Annotated in this window: 16 protein-coding genes and 1 pseudogene; 9 read left to right on the top strand and 8 right to left on the bottom strand. The window is 67.4% G+C overall.

The window, feature by feature from the left end; translation table 11 throughout:
- Positions 1 to 105: pseudogene (locus tag ACFYVR_RS16685) on the bottom strand (helix-turn-helix domain-containing protein); the annotation flags it as partial.
- Between the two features lie 689 nt (positions 106 to 794).
- Here ACFYVR_RS16685 and ACFYVR_RS16690 point away from each other — a divergent pair.
- Both ACFYVR_RS16690 and ACFYVR_RS16695 read left to right on the top strand, forming a co-directional pair.
- Positions 795 to 1,436, top strand: a complete 642-nt coding sequence (locus tag ACFYVR_RS16690) for a hypothetical protein (protein WP_387475013.1) — start codon at positions 795 to 797, stop codon at positions 1,434 to 1,436.
- A 540-nt stretch (positions 1,437 to 1,976) separates the two neighbouring features.
- Positions 1,977 to 4,280, top strand: a complete 2,304-nt coding sequence (locus ACFYVR_RS16695; protein ID WP_387475015.1) for an ATP-binding protein — start codon at positions 1,977 to 1,979, stop codon at positions 4,278 to 4,280.
- Here the strand turns inward: ACFYVR_RS16695 and ACFYVR_RS16700 are convergent.
- Positions 4,258 to 4,926 carry a hemerythrin domain-containing protein gene (locus tag ACFYVR_RS16700; protein ID WP_387475017.1) on the bottom strand — a complete coding sequence of 223 codons (669 nt, stop codon included), beginning with the start codon at positions 4,924 to 4,926 and terminating at the stop codon, positions 4,258 to 4,260. The genes ACFYVR_RS16695 and ACFYVR_RS16700 overlap by 23 nt on opposite strands.
- Before the next feature lie 186 nt (positions 4,927 to 5,112).
- Here ACFYVR_RS16700 and ACFYVR_RS16705 point away from each other — a divergent pair, with 186 nt between their 5' ends.
- Positions 5,113 to 5,523 (top strand): hypothetical protein, encoded by a 411-nt coding sequence (locus tag ACFYVR_RS16705; RefSeq protein ID WP_387475019.1) that lies wholly within the window; start codon positions 5,113 to 5,115, stop codon positions 5,521 to 5,523.
- Positions 5,524 to 5,785: 262 nt separating this feature from the next.
- Positions 5,786 to 6,502, top strand: coding sequence for a DUF899 domain-containing protein (locus ACFYVR_RS16710; RefSeq protein WP_387475021.1), 717 nt, complete (start codon positions 5,786 to 5,788; stop codon positions 6,500 to 6,502).
- Positions 6,503 to 6,570: 68 nt separating this feature from the next.
- Here the strand turns inward: ACFYVR_RS16710 and ACFYVR_RS16715 are convergent, their stop codons facing one another.
- The 4 genes from ACFYVR_RS16715 to ACFYVR_RS16730 all read right to left on the bottom strand — a co-directional run bounded on the left by ACFYVR_RS16715 (position 6,571) and on the right by ACFYVR_RS16730 (position 11,204).
- Positions 6,571 to 7,122, bottom strand: coding sequence for a dihydrofolate reductase family protein (locus tag ACFYVR_RS16715; protein WP_387475023.1), 552 nt, complete (start codon positions 7,120 to 7,122; stop codon positions 6,571 to 6,573).
- Positions 7,123 to 7,270: 148 nt separating this feature from the next.
- Positions 7,271 to 8,308 carry a TIGR03857 family LLM class F420-dependent oxidoreductase gene (locus ACFYVR_RS16720; protein ID WP_387475025.1) on the bottom strand — a complete coding sequence of 346 codons (1,038 nt, stop codon included), beginning with the start codon at positions 8,306 to 8,308 and terminating at the stop codon, positions 7,271 to 7,273.
- Positions 8,309 to 8,342: 34 nt separating this feature from the next.
- Positions 8,343 to 9,437 carry a phosphotransferase gene (locus ACFYVR_RS16725; protein ID WP_387475027.1) on the bottom strand — a complete coding sequence of 365 codons (1,095 nt, stop codon included), beginning with the start codon at positions 9,435 to 9,437 and terminating at the stop codon, positions 8,343 to 8,345.
- Positions 9,438 to 9,449: 12 nt separating this feature from the next.
- Positions 9,450 to 11,204, bottom strand: a complete 1,755-nt coding sequence (locus ACFYVR_RS16730; RefSeq protein ID WP_387475029.1) for a PEP-utilizing enzyme — start codon at positions 11,202 to 11,204, stop codon at positions 9,450 to 9,452.
- Between the two features lie 382 nt (positions 11,205 to 11,586).
- Here ACFYVR_RS16730 and surE point away from each other — a divergent pair, with 382 nt between their 5' ends.
- Positions 11,587 to 12,375 (top strand): 5'/3'-nucleotidase SurE, encoded by a 789-nt coding sequence (surE, locus tag ACFYVR_RS16735; protein WP_387475031.1) that lies wholly within the window; start codon positions 11,587 to 11,589, stop codon positions 12,373 to 12,375.
- Between the two features lie 162 nt (positions 12,376 to 12,537).
- Here the strand turns inward: surE and ACFYVR_RS16740 are convergent, their stop codons facing one another.
- Both ACFYVR_RS16740 and ACFYVR_RS16745 read right to left on the bottom strand, forming a co-directional pair.
- Positions 12,538 to 13,170 (bottom strand): MarR family transcriptional regulator, encoded by a 633-nt coding sequence (locus ACFYVR_RS16740; protein ID WP_387475033.1) that lies wholly within the window; start codon positions 13,168 to 13,170, stop codon positions 12,538 to 12,540.
- A 41-nt stretch (positions 13,171 to 13,211) separates the two neighbouring features.
- Complete coding sequence (locus ACFYVR_RS16745; protein ID WP_387475035.1) at positions 13,212 to 14,720, bottom strand: AMP-binding protein; 1,509 nt, start codon at positions 14,718 to 14,720, stop codon at positions 13,212 to 13,214.
- A gap of 148 nt (positions 14,721 to 14,868) precedes the next feature.
- Here ACFYVR_RS16745 and ACFYVR_RS16750 point away from each other — a divergent pair, with 148 nt between their 5' ends.
- The 4 genes from ACFYVR_RS16750 to ACFYVR_RS16765 are packed head-to-tail and all read left to right on the top strand — an operon-like array spanning position 14,869 to position 19,781.
- Positions 14,869 to 16,071 (top strand): cytochrome P450, encoded by a 1,203-nt coding sequence (locus ACFYVR_RS16750; RefSeq protein ID WP_387475037.1) that lies wholly within the window; start codon positions 14,869 to 14,871, stop codon positions 16,069 to 16,071.
- Complete coding sequence (locus tag ACFYVR_RS16755) at positions 16,064 to 17,494, top strand: aldehyde dehydrogenase family protein (RefSeq protein ID WP_387475039.1); 1,431 nt, start codon at positions 16,064 to 16,066, stop codon at positions 17,492 to 17,494. The genes ACFYVR_RS16750 and ACFYVR_RS16755 overlap by 8 nt, the downstream gene beginning before the upstream one ends.
- Positions 17,491 to 18,297 carry a coniferyl-alcohol dehydrogenase gene (locus ACFYVR_RS16760; protein ID WP_387475041.1) on the top strand — a complete coding sequence of 269 codons (807 nt, stop codon included), beginning with the start codon at positions 17,491 to 17,493 and terminating at the stop codon, positions 18,295 to 18,297. Before ACFYVR_RS16755 ends, ACFYVR_RS16760 begins: the two co-directional genes overlap by 4 nt.
- Positions 18,294 to 19,781 carry a pyruvate, phosphate dikinase gene (locus ACFYVR_RS16765; RefSeq protein ID WP_387475043.1) on the top strand — a complete coding sequence of 496 codons (1,488 nt, stop codon included), beginning with the start codon at positions 18,294 to 18,296 and terminating at the stop codon, positions 19,779 to 19,781. The genes ACFYVR_RS16760 and ACFYVR_RS16765 overlap by 4 nt, the downstream gene beginning before the upstream one ends.
- The last annotated feature ends 67 nt before the right edge of the window (positions 19,782 to 19,848 follow it).

The following is a 19,848-nucleotide window of genomic DNA, read 5'->3' on the forward strand; positions in this document are numbered from 1 at the left end:
TTCGTCGAGCAGGCCGTCGCAACGCAGTTCGACGAAGCGGTCCCGCCAGCGCCGTACGGTGCCGCGCGACACCCCAAGGCGCTGCGCCAGTTCGGCCCCCATTCCCATCGCAGCTTCGCCCGAACGGTCGCATTCGGCGGATTCTCGGCCTGGTTGCCATGCGATTCCCATGCGGGCCGAGTCGTGTTCTCGTGGCGGCACCAGTGGTTGTTTCCGCAGTGTGGTCGATGTTGAACCGCGGAATCCGTGGATTTCGTTACCGGGGCGGGGTCGCTATCTGCCGGATCCGGCGGTGGCCGAGGACTTCTCGTGACGTCTGGAGGCGCAGGACGCAGTCGTCGGTGTGGTGTGTGTTCCGGTTCCCGCTCGCCGAGGTACCGGCCCCACGGATCGAGGCGCCGAGCAAACACCAACAGCGTGTTGGAATGGCCCCGGATGCCCGGGACGTCCTCGTCCCTGAGGGTCAACGACCTCAGCGTCCGATGCCCCGCAAGGATCGCGTGCCGGCCGCGATGGTCGCGATGCGATCCAGCCCTGGTAGCGCGTGCGATCATGTTGATGTGAGTGCTGGGGCTCCTGCCGCGGCCTGGGCCGAGCAGCAGATCGCTTCTGTGCGCGACGATCCGGCAGGCCGGATCGCGCTTATGCAGCGCTGCTACTACGGCCCGTACGGCAAGGCCCCGCGGCATCTCCCGTTCCAACGGGCGGCGATGTCGTTCATGCGATGGCAACTCCGGCGAGGTTTGCTCCAGCCACTGTCCAGCGACCATCCTGGTAGTCCATGGTGGCGTGCAGTGAACGAGCGCATCCTTCGTGACGGGTGTGAGGCTGTGGCCCTGAGCGGGGACTTTACCGGGCCGACCTCCTCGCAGACGGTTGACTTCTGGATGTCCTTCGCTGACTACCCGACCGCGCGGGCCTGGTATCGGGCGCACAACGGGAGCGTGGTCGCCGCCTACCTCGAGCACCGCGACCAGGCGGCGGCCGAGAACGAGGCTGAGCGCTTCTTCATGAACGTCGTGCTCTGCCGTGTCCTGTTCAGCCATGCCCTCGTCGCGGCCCCCCGAATCTCGCTGGGATGGCTACGCCCTCTCGCCCCGTTCCTGGGTGACCCGAGACTGGGCATGACCGGGATTTTCCTACAGCTGTCTCGCGTACTTCCGGACCAGTACCCGCTCGGCGAGGGGGTTCGGTCCTACCTCGATGCCGAGCTCGGATTCGGCCGACTCCTGGACTATGGGGTGATCATCCCGAGGGTGCAGCAGCTCTATGAGTGGTCATCTCACGAGCTCGCCGCGCCGGGTCTGCTCGACTGTATCCGGGACGGAGCCCTGACCTACGCATGGTCATTCGAGGACCGCGACGTCTGGCGACCCCCGAAGTCGTTCATCGTCCAGATGGCGCAACGGGCACTTCGACCTGAACGACGCGCCTGAGCGACCACAGCGTCGGCGCCCACTCAGACGGGCCATCGACCGACTGATCCCATTGCCACCATTTCTGTTGTGGCCCGGGTTGATCGGGCACACGCTGTTACCCTTCCCGGTGAACCCGGTCGCGATCGACGCGCTGGCCCGCCTGAGAAAGCTGGGGTGGCGCATCGAACACGACAACCGCGAGATGAAAGGTCACCCTCAGCCTGGACCAGGCTGGAACTCATCCGGATTTGTGTGATCAAGAGCCCCCGTCAAGTGGGATCACCGACTGGTCAACCTGTCCAGTCCACATGCGGCCCAGCACGTCCCACCATCGGTGAACGCCCCTCCATCCACGTCTCGCGCTCATCCATCCAGCGCTTGACGACCCGACCCCGTTCTGATCTCGGGTCGGCCGGTCATTCAGGGCCACGAGGTTGGTGGAGACATCGAACACCCGGGAGGATCCCGAACAAAGGGTTCCTCCCATGTCCCACGGAACGCCGCAGGCTTTACCCATCAATCGTGTCATGGTGCCGCCAGTGGGCTAGCGTCCCTGCCGTGGCGCAGGAGAACGAGAACAGCTTCGGTGCCGTCCTGCGGCGTCTGCGCACGTCCCGCAGCCTGACCCAGGAGGAGCTCGCCGAGCGAGCCGGTCTCTCGGTCAAGGCCGTGAGCGCGCTCGAGCGTGGGGAGCGGAAGCGGCCCTACCCGCACACGGTGCGGGCACTGGCCGATGCACTCCACCTCGACGACGCCGACCGCGCCCTCCTCGGCGCCGCGGTTCCCGCCTCCGCGCGTCCCGCGCGTCACAGCGCAGGCACCTGGTCGGTGACCGCGCCGGCCACCGACCTGATCGGCAGGGACGGCGACATCGAGCGCATCGCGGCGCTGGTGTCGTCCGGCAGGCGCCTGATCACGGTCACCGGACCGGGCGGCGTCGGCAAGACTCGGGTGGCGTTCGCGGTGCTGGAGCAGCTGGCTCCTACCTACGACGTCGCCGTCGCCGTCGACCTGACCCTCGTCCGGGATCCGGCACAGGTCCTGCCGCAGCTCGCTGCCGCCGTCGACCTGCCCGAGCGCGGCGCGGGCGGCGTCACCGGCCGGCTGGTCGCCTCACTCGCGGGTCGCCGGGCGTTGGTCTTTTTGGACAACTTCGAGCACCTGCTCGATGCGGCACCCGAGGTGGCCGACCTGCTGACCCGGTGCCCCGGGCTCGTGTTGCTGGTGACGAGTCGTGCTGTGTTGCGCGTCCGGTCCGAGCACGAGGTCGGTCTCGGCCCGCTGCCTCTCCCCCGGAGCGACCTGTACGACGACGTGCGAACTTCCGCGGCGGTCCAGCTCCTCCTGGACCGCGCCACCGCGGCGGGAGCTGATCTGGCGCTCGACGCACACAATGCTCCGGTCCTGGCGGCCATCTGTCGTCGCCTCGACGGGCTGCCGCTGGCGCTCGAGCTCGCCGCGGCGGGCGCGCGCCTGCTGACCCCGACGGCGCTGCTCGCTCGCCTCGCGGTCCACGAGGCGCCCCCGGGGCCGCGTGACCTCGCGGAACGCCAGCGCACGATGACGGCCGCGCTCGGCTGGAGCCTCGACCTCGTCACCCCCACCGATGCCGCGGTGTTCGAGCAGCTCGCGGCCTTCTCCGGCGGCTTCACCCTCGACGCGGCCGCCTCGGTGACAGGGGTCTCCGACGTGCTCGCCCCGCTCACCGTGCTCGTCGACCACTCTCTGGTCGCCCGTAGCGCGCCGACCGATGACCAACCGCGCTTCCGGCTTCTCGAGCCGGTGCGGCAGTACGCCGGACAGCGACTCGTTGCCGCCGGAGGTGCAGCGGCGGCAGCCGATCGCCACGCCCGGTGGTACCACTCCTGCGCCCTCGCCGCCGGCCCGCGGCTGCGCGGTCCGGCTCTGCGCGTCGAGCTCGACCGGCTGGAGGCCGATCACGCCAACCTCCGCTCGTCGTACCTGCGTCTGCTCGAACTCGACCGTGACGACGATGCTGCGGAGCTGGCGGCCACCCTGTGGCTCTACCTCGCGCTGCGAGGACATGCCCGCGAGGGGCTCGACTGGTTCGACCGGGCGAAACCGCCGGCCTCCGACGCTGTTCGCGCCAGAGCGCTGGTCGGCCGGATGGGTCTGCTGTTCGCCACCGGTGACATCACCCGGATGCGGGAGGTGGCCGACGCCGTCGTCCCGGTCGCCCGTCGCGTCGATGACGCCGGCCTCACAGCCGAGGCGGCGACGCTGGCAGGGCACGCCGCGGTCTTCGTGGGAGCGCTCGACGAGGCCCGCGACCTGCTCGACGAGGCGCTGGCAGGCGCGTCGGGAGCCGGCCTGACGTGGGTCGAGGCGCACACGCTGGTCGCGTTCGGGCAGCTCGCGCTGGTCCGCGGCGACCTGGACGAGGCAGACCGGGTGCTCGGCCGCGCGCTCGAGATCGCGCGGAGCCTCGGTAACGACTTCACCCTCGCCACCTGCCTGACGCGACGGGCCACGGTCACGGCTCTGCGGGGTGACACCGCCGGCACAGCTGCCCTGCTCGGCGAGTCCATCACGCGGTCGCTCGACGCTCGGATGAGCTGGCCGCTGAGCTATGCGCTGCCCGCCCTGGCCGGGGTCGCCGTGCGGCTGGCCGAGCCGCGGGCCGCTGCCACGCTCCTCGCTGCGTCGGCGTCCCTGTCGGTGACCGACGCCGTCGACCCCCGCTTCCCGGTGTCCCGCGAGCTCGCGGCACAGGACCTCGCCACCACGCGTGACCTCCTTGGGGACAACGCATTCCAGGAAGCGTGGAACGCCGGCCGCGCCGCGGCAGCGCCCGAGCTCGCCGACTTGGTGGACGGGCTCACGCGGCGCGCACGCGGGTGATGTAACGCCGATACTGACGGGCGCCCACCGTGCGCAGGAACAGACGCACCGGGGCCGGCAACTGCGCGAGCATCCGGCCCCGTTCGTCGGCGTCGGCCTCCTCGAGGATGGCACCGAACATCAGCGGGAGCTGCCGGGTGGACATCGCATCGCGACCGTGGTCGCCGAGGCTCTGCCACTCCGGGGCGGTGATGTGACGCGACACGAGCGGCAGGATCTGCCGCTCCTCGAGGTCGAGGTGCTCGAAGAGCGCGGTCGCCAGGTCTTCGACCAGCTGCGCGAGCTGCTCACCGCCGATCGGCGTCGGGGCCTGAGCCCAGACCGCACTCAGCGTCCGGACCTCCTCGGTGCGGCCGTCGACGAGCTCGTGCTGGCGTTGCATCGTTTCGACGAGTGCCGTCGACGGAGCGGCACGCACCTGCAGCAGCGGCCACAACACCGCGTCCTCCCCGGTGTGATGCATGTGCAGCCCGTCGAGGATCAGCGTGAGGTGCTCCGCGACCAGCCCGGCCCGCGCCGCGTCACCCTCCGTGACGGCCCGGATCAGCTTCGGCAGCACGGTGAACTCGCGCCGGAAGACGCGGTGGATGACGACCATCTCGTTGACGTCGGGGCGGGGCGGGGCAGCGGGGCTGACGACTTTCATGCGGACCTCCAGGGTGGGTGTGTTCGGTACGCATCCAGCCTGTGCGGCGCAGGCGCCCGGCGCCCAGCCACGCGACCCCCACGCTGCCCCCACAGTTCGCCGCTGTGGCTTCTCGCCCGCCGGGCTTCCGACCGAGGATCAGGCCGTACAGCGACCGCGCGGGTCGCCCGATGCAAGGAGCCAGCCATGCCGACCACCACCGCCACCACCACACCCGCCGCCACCGCGACCACCAGCGCCGTCACGTGGGTGCTCGCCGCTGCATTCACACTGTCCGCAGTCCACACCGGGTACGCAGCGGTCACAGGCATCGAAGACCCGACCTTCACCGTGACAACACCTGCTGCCTGGCTCTTCTACGCCGTCGGGTTCGGCTCGGTGTGGCTCGCGCGCCGACAGGAGGCCTGGGCCCAGATCGGCGTGCTCGCCTACCTCGTCGTGCTGCTGGCGATCAGCGTCTTCTACTACCCGACCACGTTCACGGTGGAAAAGCAGACCGTGTTCGGCTGGTTCGAGAACGACGTCTACGTCGGACTGCTGATGATCGCGACGTACCTCACGGCCGGCCGGGTCCGGTCGTCGCTCTCGGTGCGCTGATCCGCGAAGTCGGCCACGGCCAGCTTCACCGCATTCCCACCCTTGTCGCAACGCCCGATTCGGATCGCCTCGGTCAAGAAGCGTCACCCGCTGGCGCGGCAGGACGTCCGGGCGGTCGAACTCGCGGCTGGTCGACATCCGGGCTACTCGATCCCCTTCGCAGATCGACTGTCAGTGGCACCTGCAGACAAGAACGCGATGACTTTCGGGTCCGTATCCGGTCGACACTGGAGAACAGATCCATTCGACTCCGGGAGAGGCCATGACCCAGCAGACCGCCAACGCCCTACCTCCGATCGTCGACCAGCAGACCTGGCGAGCAGCGCTCGACGACTTGCGGAGGCGGGAGAAGGCCGCCACCCGTGAACTCGACGCCATCGCAGCGCAGCGCCGGAGGCTGCCGATGGTCGAACTGCCCGATTACACACTGATCGGCCCGAACGGCCCGATCCGTCTCGTCGATGTGTTCCAGGACCGCTCGCAGCTCATCGTCTACCACCACATGTGGTCCGACGGTGCGGAGTGGCAGTGCGGCGGCTGCACCGGCCTGACGTCGCAGTGGACCCGGCTGGGCATCCTCGACAACTACGACGCCCGCATGGTGATCGTCACCAACGGGCCCATCGAAGAAGCTCTGGCCTACAGGGCCAAGGTCGGCAACAGGATGGACTGGTACTCGTCCTCGGAGAGTTCGTTCGGCGCCGACGTCGACGCTCCGCCCGGCGGCGGCTTCGCGGTCAATGTGTTCATTCGCGACGGTGACAAGGTCTACCGCACCTGGCACACCACCGGCCGCGGAACCGAACAGCTCAGCTACACCTTCGCCCTGATCGACATCCTTCCGTGGGGCCGCCAGGAGGAGTGGCAGGACTCCCCCGAGGGGTGGCCCACGTCGCCCACCTACTCCAAGTGGCTCGACTCCCCCGATGTGGCAAGGCTCTACGCCCGCCCACAGACGCCCGGTAGGCAGGCGAACTGACGGCGCGAGTCCGCGGCGCGGTGCCTCCACTACTGCTCATCCCCGGGTCGTTGTCGGTGAACGACCCCTCACTCGGCGAGGTAGCGCAGCATCAGCACGGTGGGGAACTGCCTCGTCTCGACCAGTCGGAGCGACAGACACTTCTCCAATGTCGGGAACATCGGTGTGCCGCCGCCGAGCACCACGGGCGAGAGGAACAGTTGGTACTCGTCGATGAGACCGTGTGGGATCAGCGAGGCTGCGAGGTTCGCGCCACCGACCTCCATGACGCCATCCCCCCCGGCCTTGAGCTTGCGCACCTCCTCGACCGCGTTGTCACTGACCAGGCGGCTGTTCCACTGGACATCGGTCAGTGTGCGCGAGAAGACGACCTTGGGTTTGTTTGTCCAGAGGTCGGCGAACTCCCGTTCGATGCTCGATGCGTTGTCGGGCACGTGCGGCCAGTACTCGGCCATCAGCTCGTAGAGCCGCCGGCCGTGCAGCGAGATCTCGATCTGGCGGTATCTGTCGTTGTGGAACTGGTGCAGTTCCTCGTCGGGGTCGGTCCAGTCGATGTTGCCGTCGCGGTCGTTGATGTACCCGTCGAGGGACACACCGTACCCGTAGATCAGTTTCCTCATGACCGGGTAGACCGCCGGGACACGCCGAACTCATCGGTTCGGCCGAGCAGACGCTCATATCCGCTGATTTTCCGCATGGCGAGCCTCCGTTGCGGCTCCCGTGCGCTCCGTCCGGGGCACGTACAGTTCGACGAGTTCCGCCGGGTTGTCACGGAAGCCTCGAGTATGCCGCGACCACCGGTTCGAGTTCTGCGGGTGTGGAGCAATGCATGATGACTCCGTCGACCCCGAGGTCGAACTGGGACGAGACCTTCTCGGCGCACGCCTCTGCCGATCCGGTGGCAGCGGCTTCGAGCCACTCGGCGGGGAGAATCTCGGCGATGTGCTCGATTTCGGCACGGGTTGCGACTGCATCGCACCAGCCGTTCAGCCCGGCGACGACGGGATCGTCACGGAACTTCTGGAGCGCTGCGGGGTCCCAGTTGTTCGTCTTCACCATCAGGTCGCCGTAGACCTGCAGGTAGGTGGCCAGTCGCGCCACGGTCTTCTTCAGCTGGACTTCATCGGGCAGGTGATCTGGAACCGTCGCGAAGCAGGACCACACCTTGACAGCCTTCGGATCGCGGCCCGCCTTCTCGGCTGCAGCGCGAACTGCATTCACACACCGCACGACGGTGTCGTCGGAGAAGTATGTGTGCAGCACGACGATGTCCGCAGCTCGCCCGGCGAGAGCGAGAGTGGCCGGTCCGAAGGCGGTCAAGCCGATCGGGATGTCCTCGTCGAAGGTCGGATCGAGGCGCAGGGCGGGGTAGTTGCCGGCCGGCCCGGCGTGCTCCTGGATGGTTTCTCCCCGCCAGAGCCGCCGCATCAGACCGATGAAGTCCTCCATCTGGGCAGTGGTGATCGGGGGCAGGCCGAAGGCCTCGAGCTGAGGCGCCAGCCCCCGTCCCAGGACGAGAACGAATCGTCCGTTCGTCAGGCGGTGCATCGTCGTCGCCCATGCAGCGGTCACCATGGGGTGTCTGGTGTTGTGGTTGGTCACGGCTGTGGCAATGTTGAGTCGCTCGGTCACTGCGCCGGCCGCACCCGTCAGGGACCCGAGTTCCTTGACGTTGAATCGTTCGGAAAAGAACGCTGTACCCAGGCCGAGTCGCTCGGCGAGGGCCAACTCGTCGTACATCTCACGCGGAGACTCGACATGCCCGCCGAGTGCGTAGAAGCCGAGCTCTGGCAGGTATTCGGTCATTGTGGTGGCCTGTGGTGAGCCGGAGGACGCGGGACTATGCATGGTTCACCGCTGTCAGCGCGCCGGCGCCGATGTGTCGCACCCCGTCACGGTCCCTTGCATGGGCGAGCGAGTTGGTGACCATGGACAGAAACAACTCGTCGCCGCGTTCTGTTCGTTCCACCAGCATTGCGGCCGCTACTCCGATGATGAAGTTGTGGAACGTCGCGCAGGCATAGTCCGCGAGAAGTTGCTCGAACGAATAGCCGTCGACTCCGAGAGCAGCGAGTTCCGAATGGTAGTGGTGCAGTATGGCGTCCTCGTTCATTCGTCGGGTCGGGGCATCCAGTGCGCCGCCGACGAAGTAGGCGACATCGACCACGCCCGGCCCGTACACGACTGTCTGCCAGTCGAGCACGACCAGCGGTACTTCACCCCCGCGCGCATCGAACAGGACGTTGTCGAGCCGGTAGTCACCGTGCTGGATGGTGTACGGCATCGCTGACAGTGCACGGTAGTAGTCGGCAATGTTGTCGACGAATTCCTGCCCGAGAGCGACATCGTCATCGATGAGCCTGCCGCTGTAACGCTCCACGAACCCCGCATACCACTGAGGCATCATCTCGGTGAACCGCTGCCAATAGCTCGACGAGATGTCCAGCCACGGGTTTCCCTCCAGCTCGTCGGAGGCCCAATAGGGAGCGTGGATCCGCGCAGCCTGTTCGATCGCGAGCTTCGCTTCGGCCACCGAGCAGCCTGCCAGTTGGTTGCCCGGACGCGCAGGACTCATGTCCTCGAGGAGCAGGACGAACTCGGTGTTGTTCGAATCTATTTCGGCGTGGAAGCAGTCCGGGACGCGAACCTGGAGGTTCGGCGCGATCTCGTTGTAGAAGCCGACCTCGCGAGCGTAGTTGAGTTCGGTGCGTCCGGCCGCGCGACTTGCCTCGCTGTCGGAGGTCATTTTCGCGACGAGCGACTCCGGCCCGAGATTGCCCTCTGAGTACGAGATCTTGATCTGATAGCTGTCAGCAACCAAACCGGTGCCTATGGGTTCGATCGTCGTTTTCGTCACGTGGCCGGCTGAGCCGAGGACACCCTTGTCGTGCAGGATTCGATCCAGCCAGTTCACACAAACGTCGGTGGCGTGCATCCTCTGCTCCTTCTACTGTGCGACCGGCTGGTTCTCGAGCACCGTCACGACGCCGGTGGTGCCGTCGACCTCGATCAGTGCCCCGTTGGGAATGCGCTTGGTCGCGTCGGTTGCGGAAACGATGCAGGGAATGCCGATTTCGCGACTGACGATTGCCGCATGCGAGAAGGGCGCTCCGACATCGACAATTACCGCGGATGCGGCCACGAACAGCGGCGTCCAGGAGGGGTCGGTGATCGGCGCGATGAGGATCTCTCCCGGCTCGAGTGCGGAGGGGTCATCGGGAGTGGTGAGTACTCGGGCGATTCCGCGTACGGTGCCGGTACAGCCGGACACGCCCACGAGCGAGTCGCCGGTGGTCAAGGCCTCAACGGCGCCGCCGGTGCGCAGCTCCCAGGTCTCGAGCGGCGGGACGTCTCCAGAAACCACGAACGGAGGCTTGACGTCGAATAGTTCGAGATAGCTCTTCTCTCTCTCGCGCAGGAGTTCTGTGAACGCGGACGGGTCGGCGAGGTAGGTGTCCAGCTCGTCTGCGAAGAGCATGTAGATCTGCTCCAGGCTGTCGAGCGCCCCGGATTCGGCACCGCGGCGTCCCAATTCACGTGCAGGCAAACGAATTTCGTGGATGACCATGGCAGCGGTGGTGCGGGCACGCTCACGTCCGCGCAGCCACAGGGCCGCGGCGGCGAGTACTGCCTCGAACTGAGCACTGGCCTCGGGATCACCGGCGACCAGCTCGCGAATGGCCGTGGCTGCGGCCTCACGCTCCGCCGCGCGGGCAACGCCCTTGGTCTCGGGGGCTTCGTCGTCGCCGACACCCCGCATACGGTCGATGGTGGCCAGTGCCAGTTCAGGCTTGACACCCCAGGTCACTGCACGGATCTCCCACTCGGCAGGGCCTCGGAAGTCCCAGTCACCCAGGAAGGCGTCCAGGTCGCTGCGGAACGCGGCGACGGTCGGATCCGTGCTCGCACCCAGACGCTCGTACAGGTCGGCCACGCCCCGGTCGAACTCGGCGCCGACGGCGGGCTGCTGCGCGGCGCGGCTGAGGCTCCACATCCGCTTCGAGGGACCGGTGGAATCGACGTCGCCGATTCCACCGACGAGGGTCAGGGCGAGTTCGGGCCGGCCGACGGCAGCGGCGAATTGTGCGATGGCGCCCAGTCCCACTCCGGACTTGAGGCTGGCTTCGATGTGCCGTTTGAACAGCGGACGCAGGATGTAGTCGAACGAGGTGATCCGTTCGCGCAGCTGCATATCGGTCAGTGTGCTCATGTCGGGCCGGTCGGCGCGAATGCGTTCGACGTCGCGGCGATCGGCGTCGTACTCGGGCAGCCCGGTGGCACCGATGACCTCGTCGGCGAGCCATGCTCCGGCGGTGGCCTCGAACTCGGGGTTCTCGTCGAAGTCCCGCTTTTCGCTGTCGTAGCTGGGGATGCCGGGCATGTCGCCGAAGTACTGCAGATCGACCGCCTCGGGTGACATTCCGGGGACCCGGACGCCGAACAGCCGCATCAGGGACATGTTGATGTACAGGTAGCTGCCGAACGCCGGGAGGATGTTCTTCTCGACCGTGGCGTCGTAGAGGTCGTGGTTCCACACCTTGCAGGCGACGAAGGCGTCCCGCCAGCCGGGTTCGAGGTTGTGCTGGAAGCCGGCCGAGGCGTTCAACGGGCTGATCGGATCGGGGAAGATTTCGCCGACGTTCGCACGGGAATACAGGGGGAACACCTTCGACACGGTGTCGTTGATGGGCCACTCAGCCATGGGATGCCTTCTTCCAGAAAGAAGTGGTGGGAGGAGGTCCGGTCTCGCCGGAGCACGCACGCCGCCATCGTGTTAGCGACTCTAGATTCACATTCTTATGTGAGTGGCGTCACTGTGTCAAGGATCTGATTTGCAGTGCCTCGCGCGCTGGCCAGATGCGCCTACCGGGACACTCGCCCGCTTCCCCGGTTACTACGACCACTTTTCCGCCTGTCCGACCTACGTGAAGCGTCGATGCGGTCGACTGCGACATGTCCGCTGCGGGCCGATCGGCCACTTCCCAAGTCTCGACGGTAGACAAATATGTGAATCTTGCGTCACAATCCTGGGACTGAAGCTCGAGCTGGCGACCCTGTGGAGCCGGCGCGGAAGGAGCGCTCACATGCGCATTTTGGTCACCAACGACGACGGCATCGACGCCCCCGGCCTGCACGCACTGGCCACCGCCTTGAAGCGAGGGGGATACGAGATCACCATCGCGGCGCCCCGGAAGGAGTGCAGCGGAAGTGGGTCGTCGTTGGGCACGCTCGAACACGGCGCCGAGATCGCCTACGAGCAACGCCGATACGACCATCTGGCCGGGGTGGATGCCTTCAGCCTCGACGCGCCACCGGCGTTCGCGGTCTTCGCTGCGTGCGCCGGAGTGTTCGGGGCTCCTCCGGACCTGGTCGTCAGCGGAGTCAACCCCGGCCCGAACACCGGCCGGATGATCCTCAATTCGAGTACGGTCGCGGCTGCACTGACCGCGTCGACACTCGGCACCCGGGCAATCGCCGTCAGCTGCGGATTTCCCCCCGAGCACCGCTTCGACACCGCCGGTCAGGTAGCGGTGTCCGTCGTGCGGTGGATGATCGAGCACGGAGCACCACGAGCTGTACTCAACGTCAACGTGCCCGACCTCGACCTCGCCGACGTCAAGGGCGTGCGGATGGCCCCCCTGGCGCCTCGCGGGCTGCTGGGGCTGACCTTCGATCGCACTTCCGAAGCCGTGCGCTTGCTGCGGTTCTCCAACACCGAGCGCCTCGGCACCGCGACCGATTCCGCACTGGTGCGGGACGGGTACGTCGCGATCACACCGATTTCGGCGCTCGTCGCCGACGCGGCGGATTCCGATGTTGCCGACGCGGTCGAAGCGTGGTTGCCGCGCCCGGCCTCGATCGCGGAGTCCTGACCTCGACGTTCGTCGGGCAGTGGTGCGAGCAGGCGGCGGGCGCCGGTACCCGCACCACTGCCGAACGAGCGGCACGCACACTGTGGAGTGGCCACAATCGTGTGGGGGCGGGACCGGCGCCACCGGCCTCGCCCCCACAGGGTTCGGCGCCCCTCGGCCGGCTCAGCCCTCGTCGGCGGTGCCGCGGGTGCGGCCGGAGCTGACGATCAGGTCTTCGTGCAGTTCCATCCAGATGTCGTGGTAGCTGTCGTACAACGGGCGGGCGAAGGCAGCGATGTCGCCGCCGCGGACCCGCTCGAGCGCTGCAGTGAACCGAGGCAGGTAGCGGCCGAATCGTGACAGCTCCCCGGCCAGCTCCTGCAGCGGTGCGCGCAGCTGCGCATCGACAACGGTGAGCCGATCGATCACCTCGGCGTCGTAGCCCGGATCGCTGTGATCATTCGGTGTCTCCTCGCCGCGCATCTGCCAGCGTTGGCACACCTTCTTGAATTCGGAGTTGATGGGCAGAAACCGGTCGTAGAACGTCTCGAGCGCCTCGGATCCACCGGCGGTCGCCTGATCCTGTCCGAGCAGCGTGAGGTGTTCGGCCTTACCTGCCGCGGTGAGCATCGCCCCGGGCATCCGGCCCTCGCGGCGCACGACGTAGCCCCGCTCGACGAGCGGACCCAGGGCGTCGGGCAGGTCCTCGACCGCCACCCCGGACAGCCCGCTGAGCACGCTGTCGCCGGCGAGGCCCTTCACCCGCAGTGAGTGCAGGATGTCGAAGGTGGTCTGGTCGTTGTCGGTGTGAACCATGGCTGGCTCCTGTTCGGATCGTTCGGCGAGTGGTGTCGAGGTCACGAGGTGGTCAGATAGGGGGCGCGCAGGGCCTTCTTGTTGAGTTTGCCTGTGGGCAGCCTGGGTAGCCGATCGACGAAGTCAATCGAGCGCGGCGCCTTGAAGGTTGCCAGGTTGCGCCTGCAATGGTCGATCAGTACGGCCGCAGTGGCATCGTCGGCCTCGACGCCGTCTCGCAGTTCCACCATCGCCTTCACCTGCTCGCCGAATTCGGGATCCGGGATGCCGAAGACTGCGACGTCAAGGACATCTGGGTGACGAAGGAGGATGGCCTCGATCTCCTCGGGATAGATGTTGACGCCACCCGAGATGATCATGAAGCTCTCGCGGCCGGCGAGATACAGGTATCCGTCCTTGTCGAGGTAACCGCGATCGCCCATACTCTTCCAGCCGGCGCTCGTACCCGTATCGGTGGAGTTGATGTAGGCGCTCGATGCCGGCGGCTCGAACCAGACCCGCCCCACCTCCCCCGCGGGGAGGGGCAGGTCCGCGGCGTCGGTGATGTGGACCCGTGTGCCGCCGAGGGGGCGGCCGACCGAGCCTGGATGGGCGGCGGCCTCGGCCGCTGAGATGTAGGTGTGTCCGTATCCCTCGGAGGCGCCGTAGTACTCGTGCAGGATCGGCCCCCACCAGGCGTTGATCGCGTTCTTGACCTCCGCCGGGCACGGCGCTCCGGAGGTGACGGCAGTGGTGTGGGTCGGAGAGAGCGTGATGGCGTGACGCTCGGGCAGGGCGAGTAGACGCAGCAGCATCGTGGGCACCCACTGCGAGTGAGTGACGCTGTGGGCGGCGATCGCGGCGAGTGCTCCGGAGGCATCGAAGCGCTCCATGCACACCACCGTGCCCCCGGCCGCCATGGTCATCAGCTGAAAGGTGAACGGCGCTGCGTGGTAGTTCGGTGCCGGAGAGAGCAGCACGGTGTTTGCGTCGATGCCGAGCTTCTCGACCAGCCCGGCGTGTCGGGTGGGCGCCTGCGACGGATGGACACCGAGGAGCTTCTGCCGAAAGGCCTTGGGGCGACCGGTCGTTCCGCCGCTGTAGAGCACTCGGGCGCCGAAGAGCTCGTCCGCGAGGGGGGTCGTCGGCTGACTCGCGATCTCGGTCGCGAGGTGGGCGAATCCCTCGACCCGGTCGGTACACAGGGCCACCGTCCGACGATCCTCTGGCAAGGCGGCGGCGACAGCCTCGGCGAGGGAACCGCTCGTGACCACCGCGGCCGGTTCCGCCTCGGCGAGCAGCGCGGCAAGCTCACCGGGTGTCAGGTGCCAGTTCACCGGGGTGACGTACAGGCCCGAGCGCATACCGGCGGCGACGACCACCGGCCACTCGATGCGGTTCTCCATCACCAGAACGATCGACGCTCCGGCTTCCACGCCGCGCGAACGCAGCAGGTGGGCGAGCTGGTTGGACTGCTCGTCGAGCTGTCGGTACGTCAGCGAGGTGCCGGAGGCGGCCATGACGAAAGCGAGGGAATCCGGGCGCTCGGCTGCGATCGAGGGAGGGTACACAGGACCTCTTTTGTGAATTGTCCGTCACTATCAAGGTCAGGCTACAAGCGCGTCCAGTGATCTTACAAGGGGTGTTTGCAAACGGGATGATCTGTGCTTTAGTGAAGCCAATGTCACAAACGAACGTGACCGTGACGGGAGACTTCCAATGACCACCAGCAGTGGTATCGACCTGATGGACCTGCGGGCTTTCGAGGCCGGATATGCGGACGAAGTGTTCGCACAGCTGCGCAACGAGGAGCCCCTGCACTGGAACGAGGAACCCAACGGCCCCGGATTCTGGTCGGTGACCCGATACGCCGATGTCAAGGCGGTCGCCTCCGACTACGAGACCTTCACCGTTACCGCGGGAACCCAGATCGCCAGCCGTCGTGCCGAAGGCGAAGGTGCTCGCAGCATTCACCACGTGGACCCGCCTGAGCACGGGCCGCTGCGCAAGATCGTCACCCCTGCTGTGCGGCCGGCGAAGGTCAAGACCTTGATCCCGGACATCGACGCGGTCATCGAGGATCTGCTCGATCGGAACGTCGGTGCCGGAACGATCGACCTGGTCCAGAACATCTCCGCGCAACTTCCCCTGGTGATGATCGGACGTCTGCTGGGGGCTCCGCTCGAGGACTGCCCGAACCTGCTGCGTTGGACCAACCAGATGGCGTCGGAAGACCCGGACTACTCCGAGGGCCCAGAGACCGCGGTGCGGGCCCGTGACGAGGTGTTCGCCTACTTCCGCGGCCTCGAGGCCGAGCGGCGTGCCTGCCCCGCGGACGATCTGGTCAGCGTGCTCACCGCCGCCGAGCTCGACGGTGTCCCGCTCGGCCGAGGCTATCTCGATGCCTACTACCTGATTCTGATGGTCGCAGGCAACGAGACCACCCGGAACCTGCTCTCGGGTGGGGTGTTCGCACTCCACGAGAACCCCCGGCAGTGGGAGATGCTGCGGGAGAATCCCGGCAAGATCCGCACCGCGGTCGAGGAGATGGTCCGGTACATCTCCCCCGTGCTCTCGATGCGGCGGACCGCCACCCGCGACGTCGACATGCACGGCAAGACCATCAGGGCCGGAGACAAGGTCGTCATGTGGTTCTGCTCGGCGAACCGAGATGAGCGGGTTTTCGAGGACCCGAACACCTTCCGCGCCGACCGGTTCCCGAACGAACACCTCGGCTTCGGCTGGGGTGACCACGCCTGCCTCGGCGCCAATCTCGCCCGGCTCGAAGCGAAGCTGTTCTTCACCAAACTCGTCGAACGCGGCATCGACATCGACGTCGTCGATTCTCCGAAGCGGCTGCAGAGCAACTTCTTCCGCGGCATCAAGACGCTTCCCGTCCGATTGGAGCAGCGCCATGGCTGACACCTTCGAGCGTGCGAGGTGTCTGGTCGACGGCCAGTGGTTCACCCCCGCCGGACCGGCGATCGAGGTGATCAACCCGTACACCGAGACCGTGATCGGCGATGTCGTCGACGCCGGCGAGCAGATCGTCCACGACGCGGTCCGCGCGGCCGCCGCCGCGCATCCGGCCTGGCGTGACACCGACGTCGACGAACGCGCCGCACTGCTCGAACGGACGGCCGAACTGTTGATCCGCGACGAGGACACCCTCGCGGGGATCGTCAGCCGCGAGATGGGAATGCCGATCTCGCTGTCCCGGATCACCCAGGCGCAACTGCCGGCGCAGGTGCTGCGGGCCACCGCCCGCATCGCCCGCAACTTCCCGTGGTCACAGGACATCGACGGCGCCACCCTGGTGCGCAGAGGCAGCGGCGTCGTCGGGGCCGTCACCCCGTGGAACATGCCGGTGCACCAGATCGTCGCCAAGGTCGCCGCCGCCCTCGCCGCCGGTTCCACCGTGGTTCTCAAGGCGTCGGAGATGACCCCGTACGACGCCAATTGCCTGGTGTCGTTGTTCCACGAGGCGGGCTGCCCGCCGGGAGTGCTGAACGTGGTCACCGGCACCGGCGCGGTCACCGGAGCCGCGCTTGCCGCGCACCCGCACCTGGCGCACGTCTCGTTCACCGGCAGCGTCACCGCCGGCCGCACCGTCGCCGCGCTCGCGGCCGCGAGCCTGACGCGGTGCACCCTCGAACTCGGCGGGAAGTCACCGGCGGTGCTGCTGCCCGACGCCGACCTCGACACCGCCATCACCGGCGCCGTCGCTTCCGGTCTGGTCAACTCAGGTCAGGCGTGTAATGCCACCACCCGGCTGCTGATCCCCGAAACGGTCGCCGACGACGCCGCCGACCTGATCACTGCAGCGGTCGCCCAGCATCGCCTCGGTGACCCCTTCGATCCGCTGACCCGCCAGGGTCCGCTCGTCTCGGCCCGCCAACGTGACCGAGTCCTCGACTACATCGGCAACGCGATCGACGCCGGAGGGCATCTGCTGACCGGCACCGGGAAACCCTCCGAGGTCGCCGAGACCGGATTCTTCGTCGATCCGACCGTCATCACCGGCCTGCCCGCGGACGCGACGGCGATCCGCGAGGAGATCTTCGGTCCGGTCATCGCCGTGCAGACCTACACCGATGTCGACGATGCCGTCCGGATTGCCAACGACTGCGCCTACGGGCTCTCCGCCGAGGTGTGGTCCGCCGATGTCGACCGTGCCCGCACGGTCGCGACCCGACTCGACGTCGGCCAGGTCAAGATCAACGGAGTGCGCACCCGCAACCGGCCCGCAGTCCCCTTCGGTGGCGTCAAGGATTCCGGGTACGGCCGCGAACTCGGTCACCTCGGCATCGAGGAGTTCACCGACGCGACGGCGGTGATGTCATGACCGACAACACCGTCAACGGCAACATCGTCGTCACCGGCGCGGCATCGGGAATCGGTTTCGCGCTTGCCGACCAGTTGAGCGCTACCGGCGCCACCGTCTACGGGCTCGACCGTCGCGACTGCCCGCTCGAATCGGTCCGTACGGTGCTGTGTGACCTTTCCGACGTCGACTCGATCAACGATGCCGTCGCAGCACTGCCGGATCGGGTGAGCGGGCTGGCCAACGTCGCCGGAGTTCCGGGCACCTCCGCCGCGCCCACCGTGCTCTCCGTCAACCTCCTCGGACCGCGTCTGCTCACCGAACTGCTGCTTCCACGGATGGGCGAGACCGCGGCAATCGTCAACGTCGCCTCCGTTGCCGCGCACCGCAACACCGAATCCCCGGCATCGATCGACGATCTGCTGCGCGTGCGCAACCGCGCGGAACTCGACATCTGGTTGCGCGACCATCCGATCGAGGGGCCCGCCGCCTACGACACCTCCAAACGCGCCCTGGTGGACTGGACCCAGCTGCTGGCGGCGAAGCTCACCGCACGCCGGATCCGGGCGCTGTCGATCAGCCCCGGACCGGTCGAGACGCCGATCCTGGCCGATTTCGAAGAGAGCATGGGCTCCGAGGCGATGGCGCGCTCGCACGACGCCGTCGGCCGGCACGGCCACCCCCGTGAGATCGCGGCGGTCGTCGCTTTCGCCCTCTCCCCCGCCGCGTCCTGGCTCAACGGCATCGACATTCCCGTCGAGGGCGGCCTGTTCGCCACCCGCGCTGCCGCCAAATCGCCCGTTTTCGAAGGACTCTCGCTATGACAAAGCCCACGACCTCGGTCGAGCACGTGATCGCTCTCGACGGATCCCGTCCCGGCAGCCGCGACGTGCTCGGCGGCAAGGCCTACAGCGTCAACAAGATGCGCGCGATGGGACTGCCGGTGCCGCCGGCGTTCGCGCTGCCCACGACAGTCTGCTCGATCTATCACGACAACGGCCGATCACTGCCCGACGAGATCTGGCAGCAGGTCCTCGAGCACCTGCGCGGCCTCGAAGCCGAAACCGGGCGCCGTTTCGGTGTCGGCCCCTCACCGTTGTTGGTGTCGGTCCGATCCGGTGCCGTGCAGTCCATGCCCGGCATGATGGACACCGTCCTCAACCTCGGCCTGACCCCGGAACTGCGGGATGCCCTCGCGGCCGAGACCGGCGACCAGCAGTGGGCCGGCGACACGTGGGACCGGTTCTGCCGCAGTTACGCCGACATCGTCGTCGGCGATCGGGACGCCACACCGCCGAATGATCCGTTCGAGCAACTGCGCGCCGCGATCGGCGCCGTGTTCGACTCCTGGACCAACAAGCGGGTCAGGGCCTACCGCGCCCGGCACAACCTCGGCGCGGGAGCAGGCACCGCTGTGACCGTGCAGGCCATGGTGTTCGGTAACCGCGACGAGCGCTCCGGCACCGGTGTGATGTTCAGCCGCGACCCTGCCACCGGCGAGAACACCCTCTACGGAGAGTGGCTGGCCACCGCCCAGGGTGAGGACGTCGTCTCCGGTGAGAAGACTCCCAACCCACTCGTCACCGTCGAAGAACTGCTGCCCGCGGTCTATCCCGAACTCGAACGCATCGCCGGCGTGCTCGAACGCGAACACCGCGACCTGGTTGACATCGAGTTCACCGTGGAGAGCGGCAAACTCTACGTACTGCAGTGCCGGGCCGGGAAACGGTCTCCCCGCGCCGCCGTGCGCATCGCCGTCGATCTCGTCCGTGACGGTGTCATCACCGGCGACGAGGCGGTGTCCCGGGTGTCCGCCGACCAGGCAGCCAGCCTCGCCACCGCTCACGCGGTCCACGCCGACCGCACGGTGCTCGCCACCGGGCTGGGTGCCGGCCCCGGCGTTGCCGTCGGTCAGGCTGTCAGCGACATCGCCGAGGCCCTCGACCTCGCTGCTTCCGGCACACCCGTGGTTCTGGTGCGACCGTCCACCGCCCCGGACGACGTGCCCGCCATGTTCGAATCCGTCGCGGTCGTCACCGAACTCGGTGGCGCCACCTCCCATGCCGCGCTGGTGTGCCGCGAGATCGGCCTGCCGTGCGTGGTCGGTGCCGGATCCGGCGCCGTCGCGAAGCTCACCGGCCTGACCGTCACGGTCGACGGCGCCACCGGCTCGGTCTACGAGGGCGACGCTCGGCACACCCCCGACGAGCACATCGCAGACGAGTACGTAGCCGAATTGCTCGGCCACCTCCCGGACACGATCCCCGTCGACCACCCGCTCGCAGCTCTGCGCCACCTGCACGGCTGACCGGCATAACGCAAGGTCAGCACGATGCGACGCCCACCGTTAGTGATATCTTGTTCGCAAACCGAGA

The sequence above is a fragment of the Rhodococcus sp. NPDC003318 genome (genome assembly GCF_042879035.1).
Classification (GTDB): domain Bacteria; phylum Actinomycetota; class Actinomycetes; order Mycobacteriales; family Mycobacteriaceae; genus Rhodococcus_G.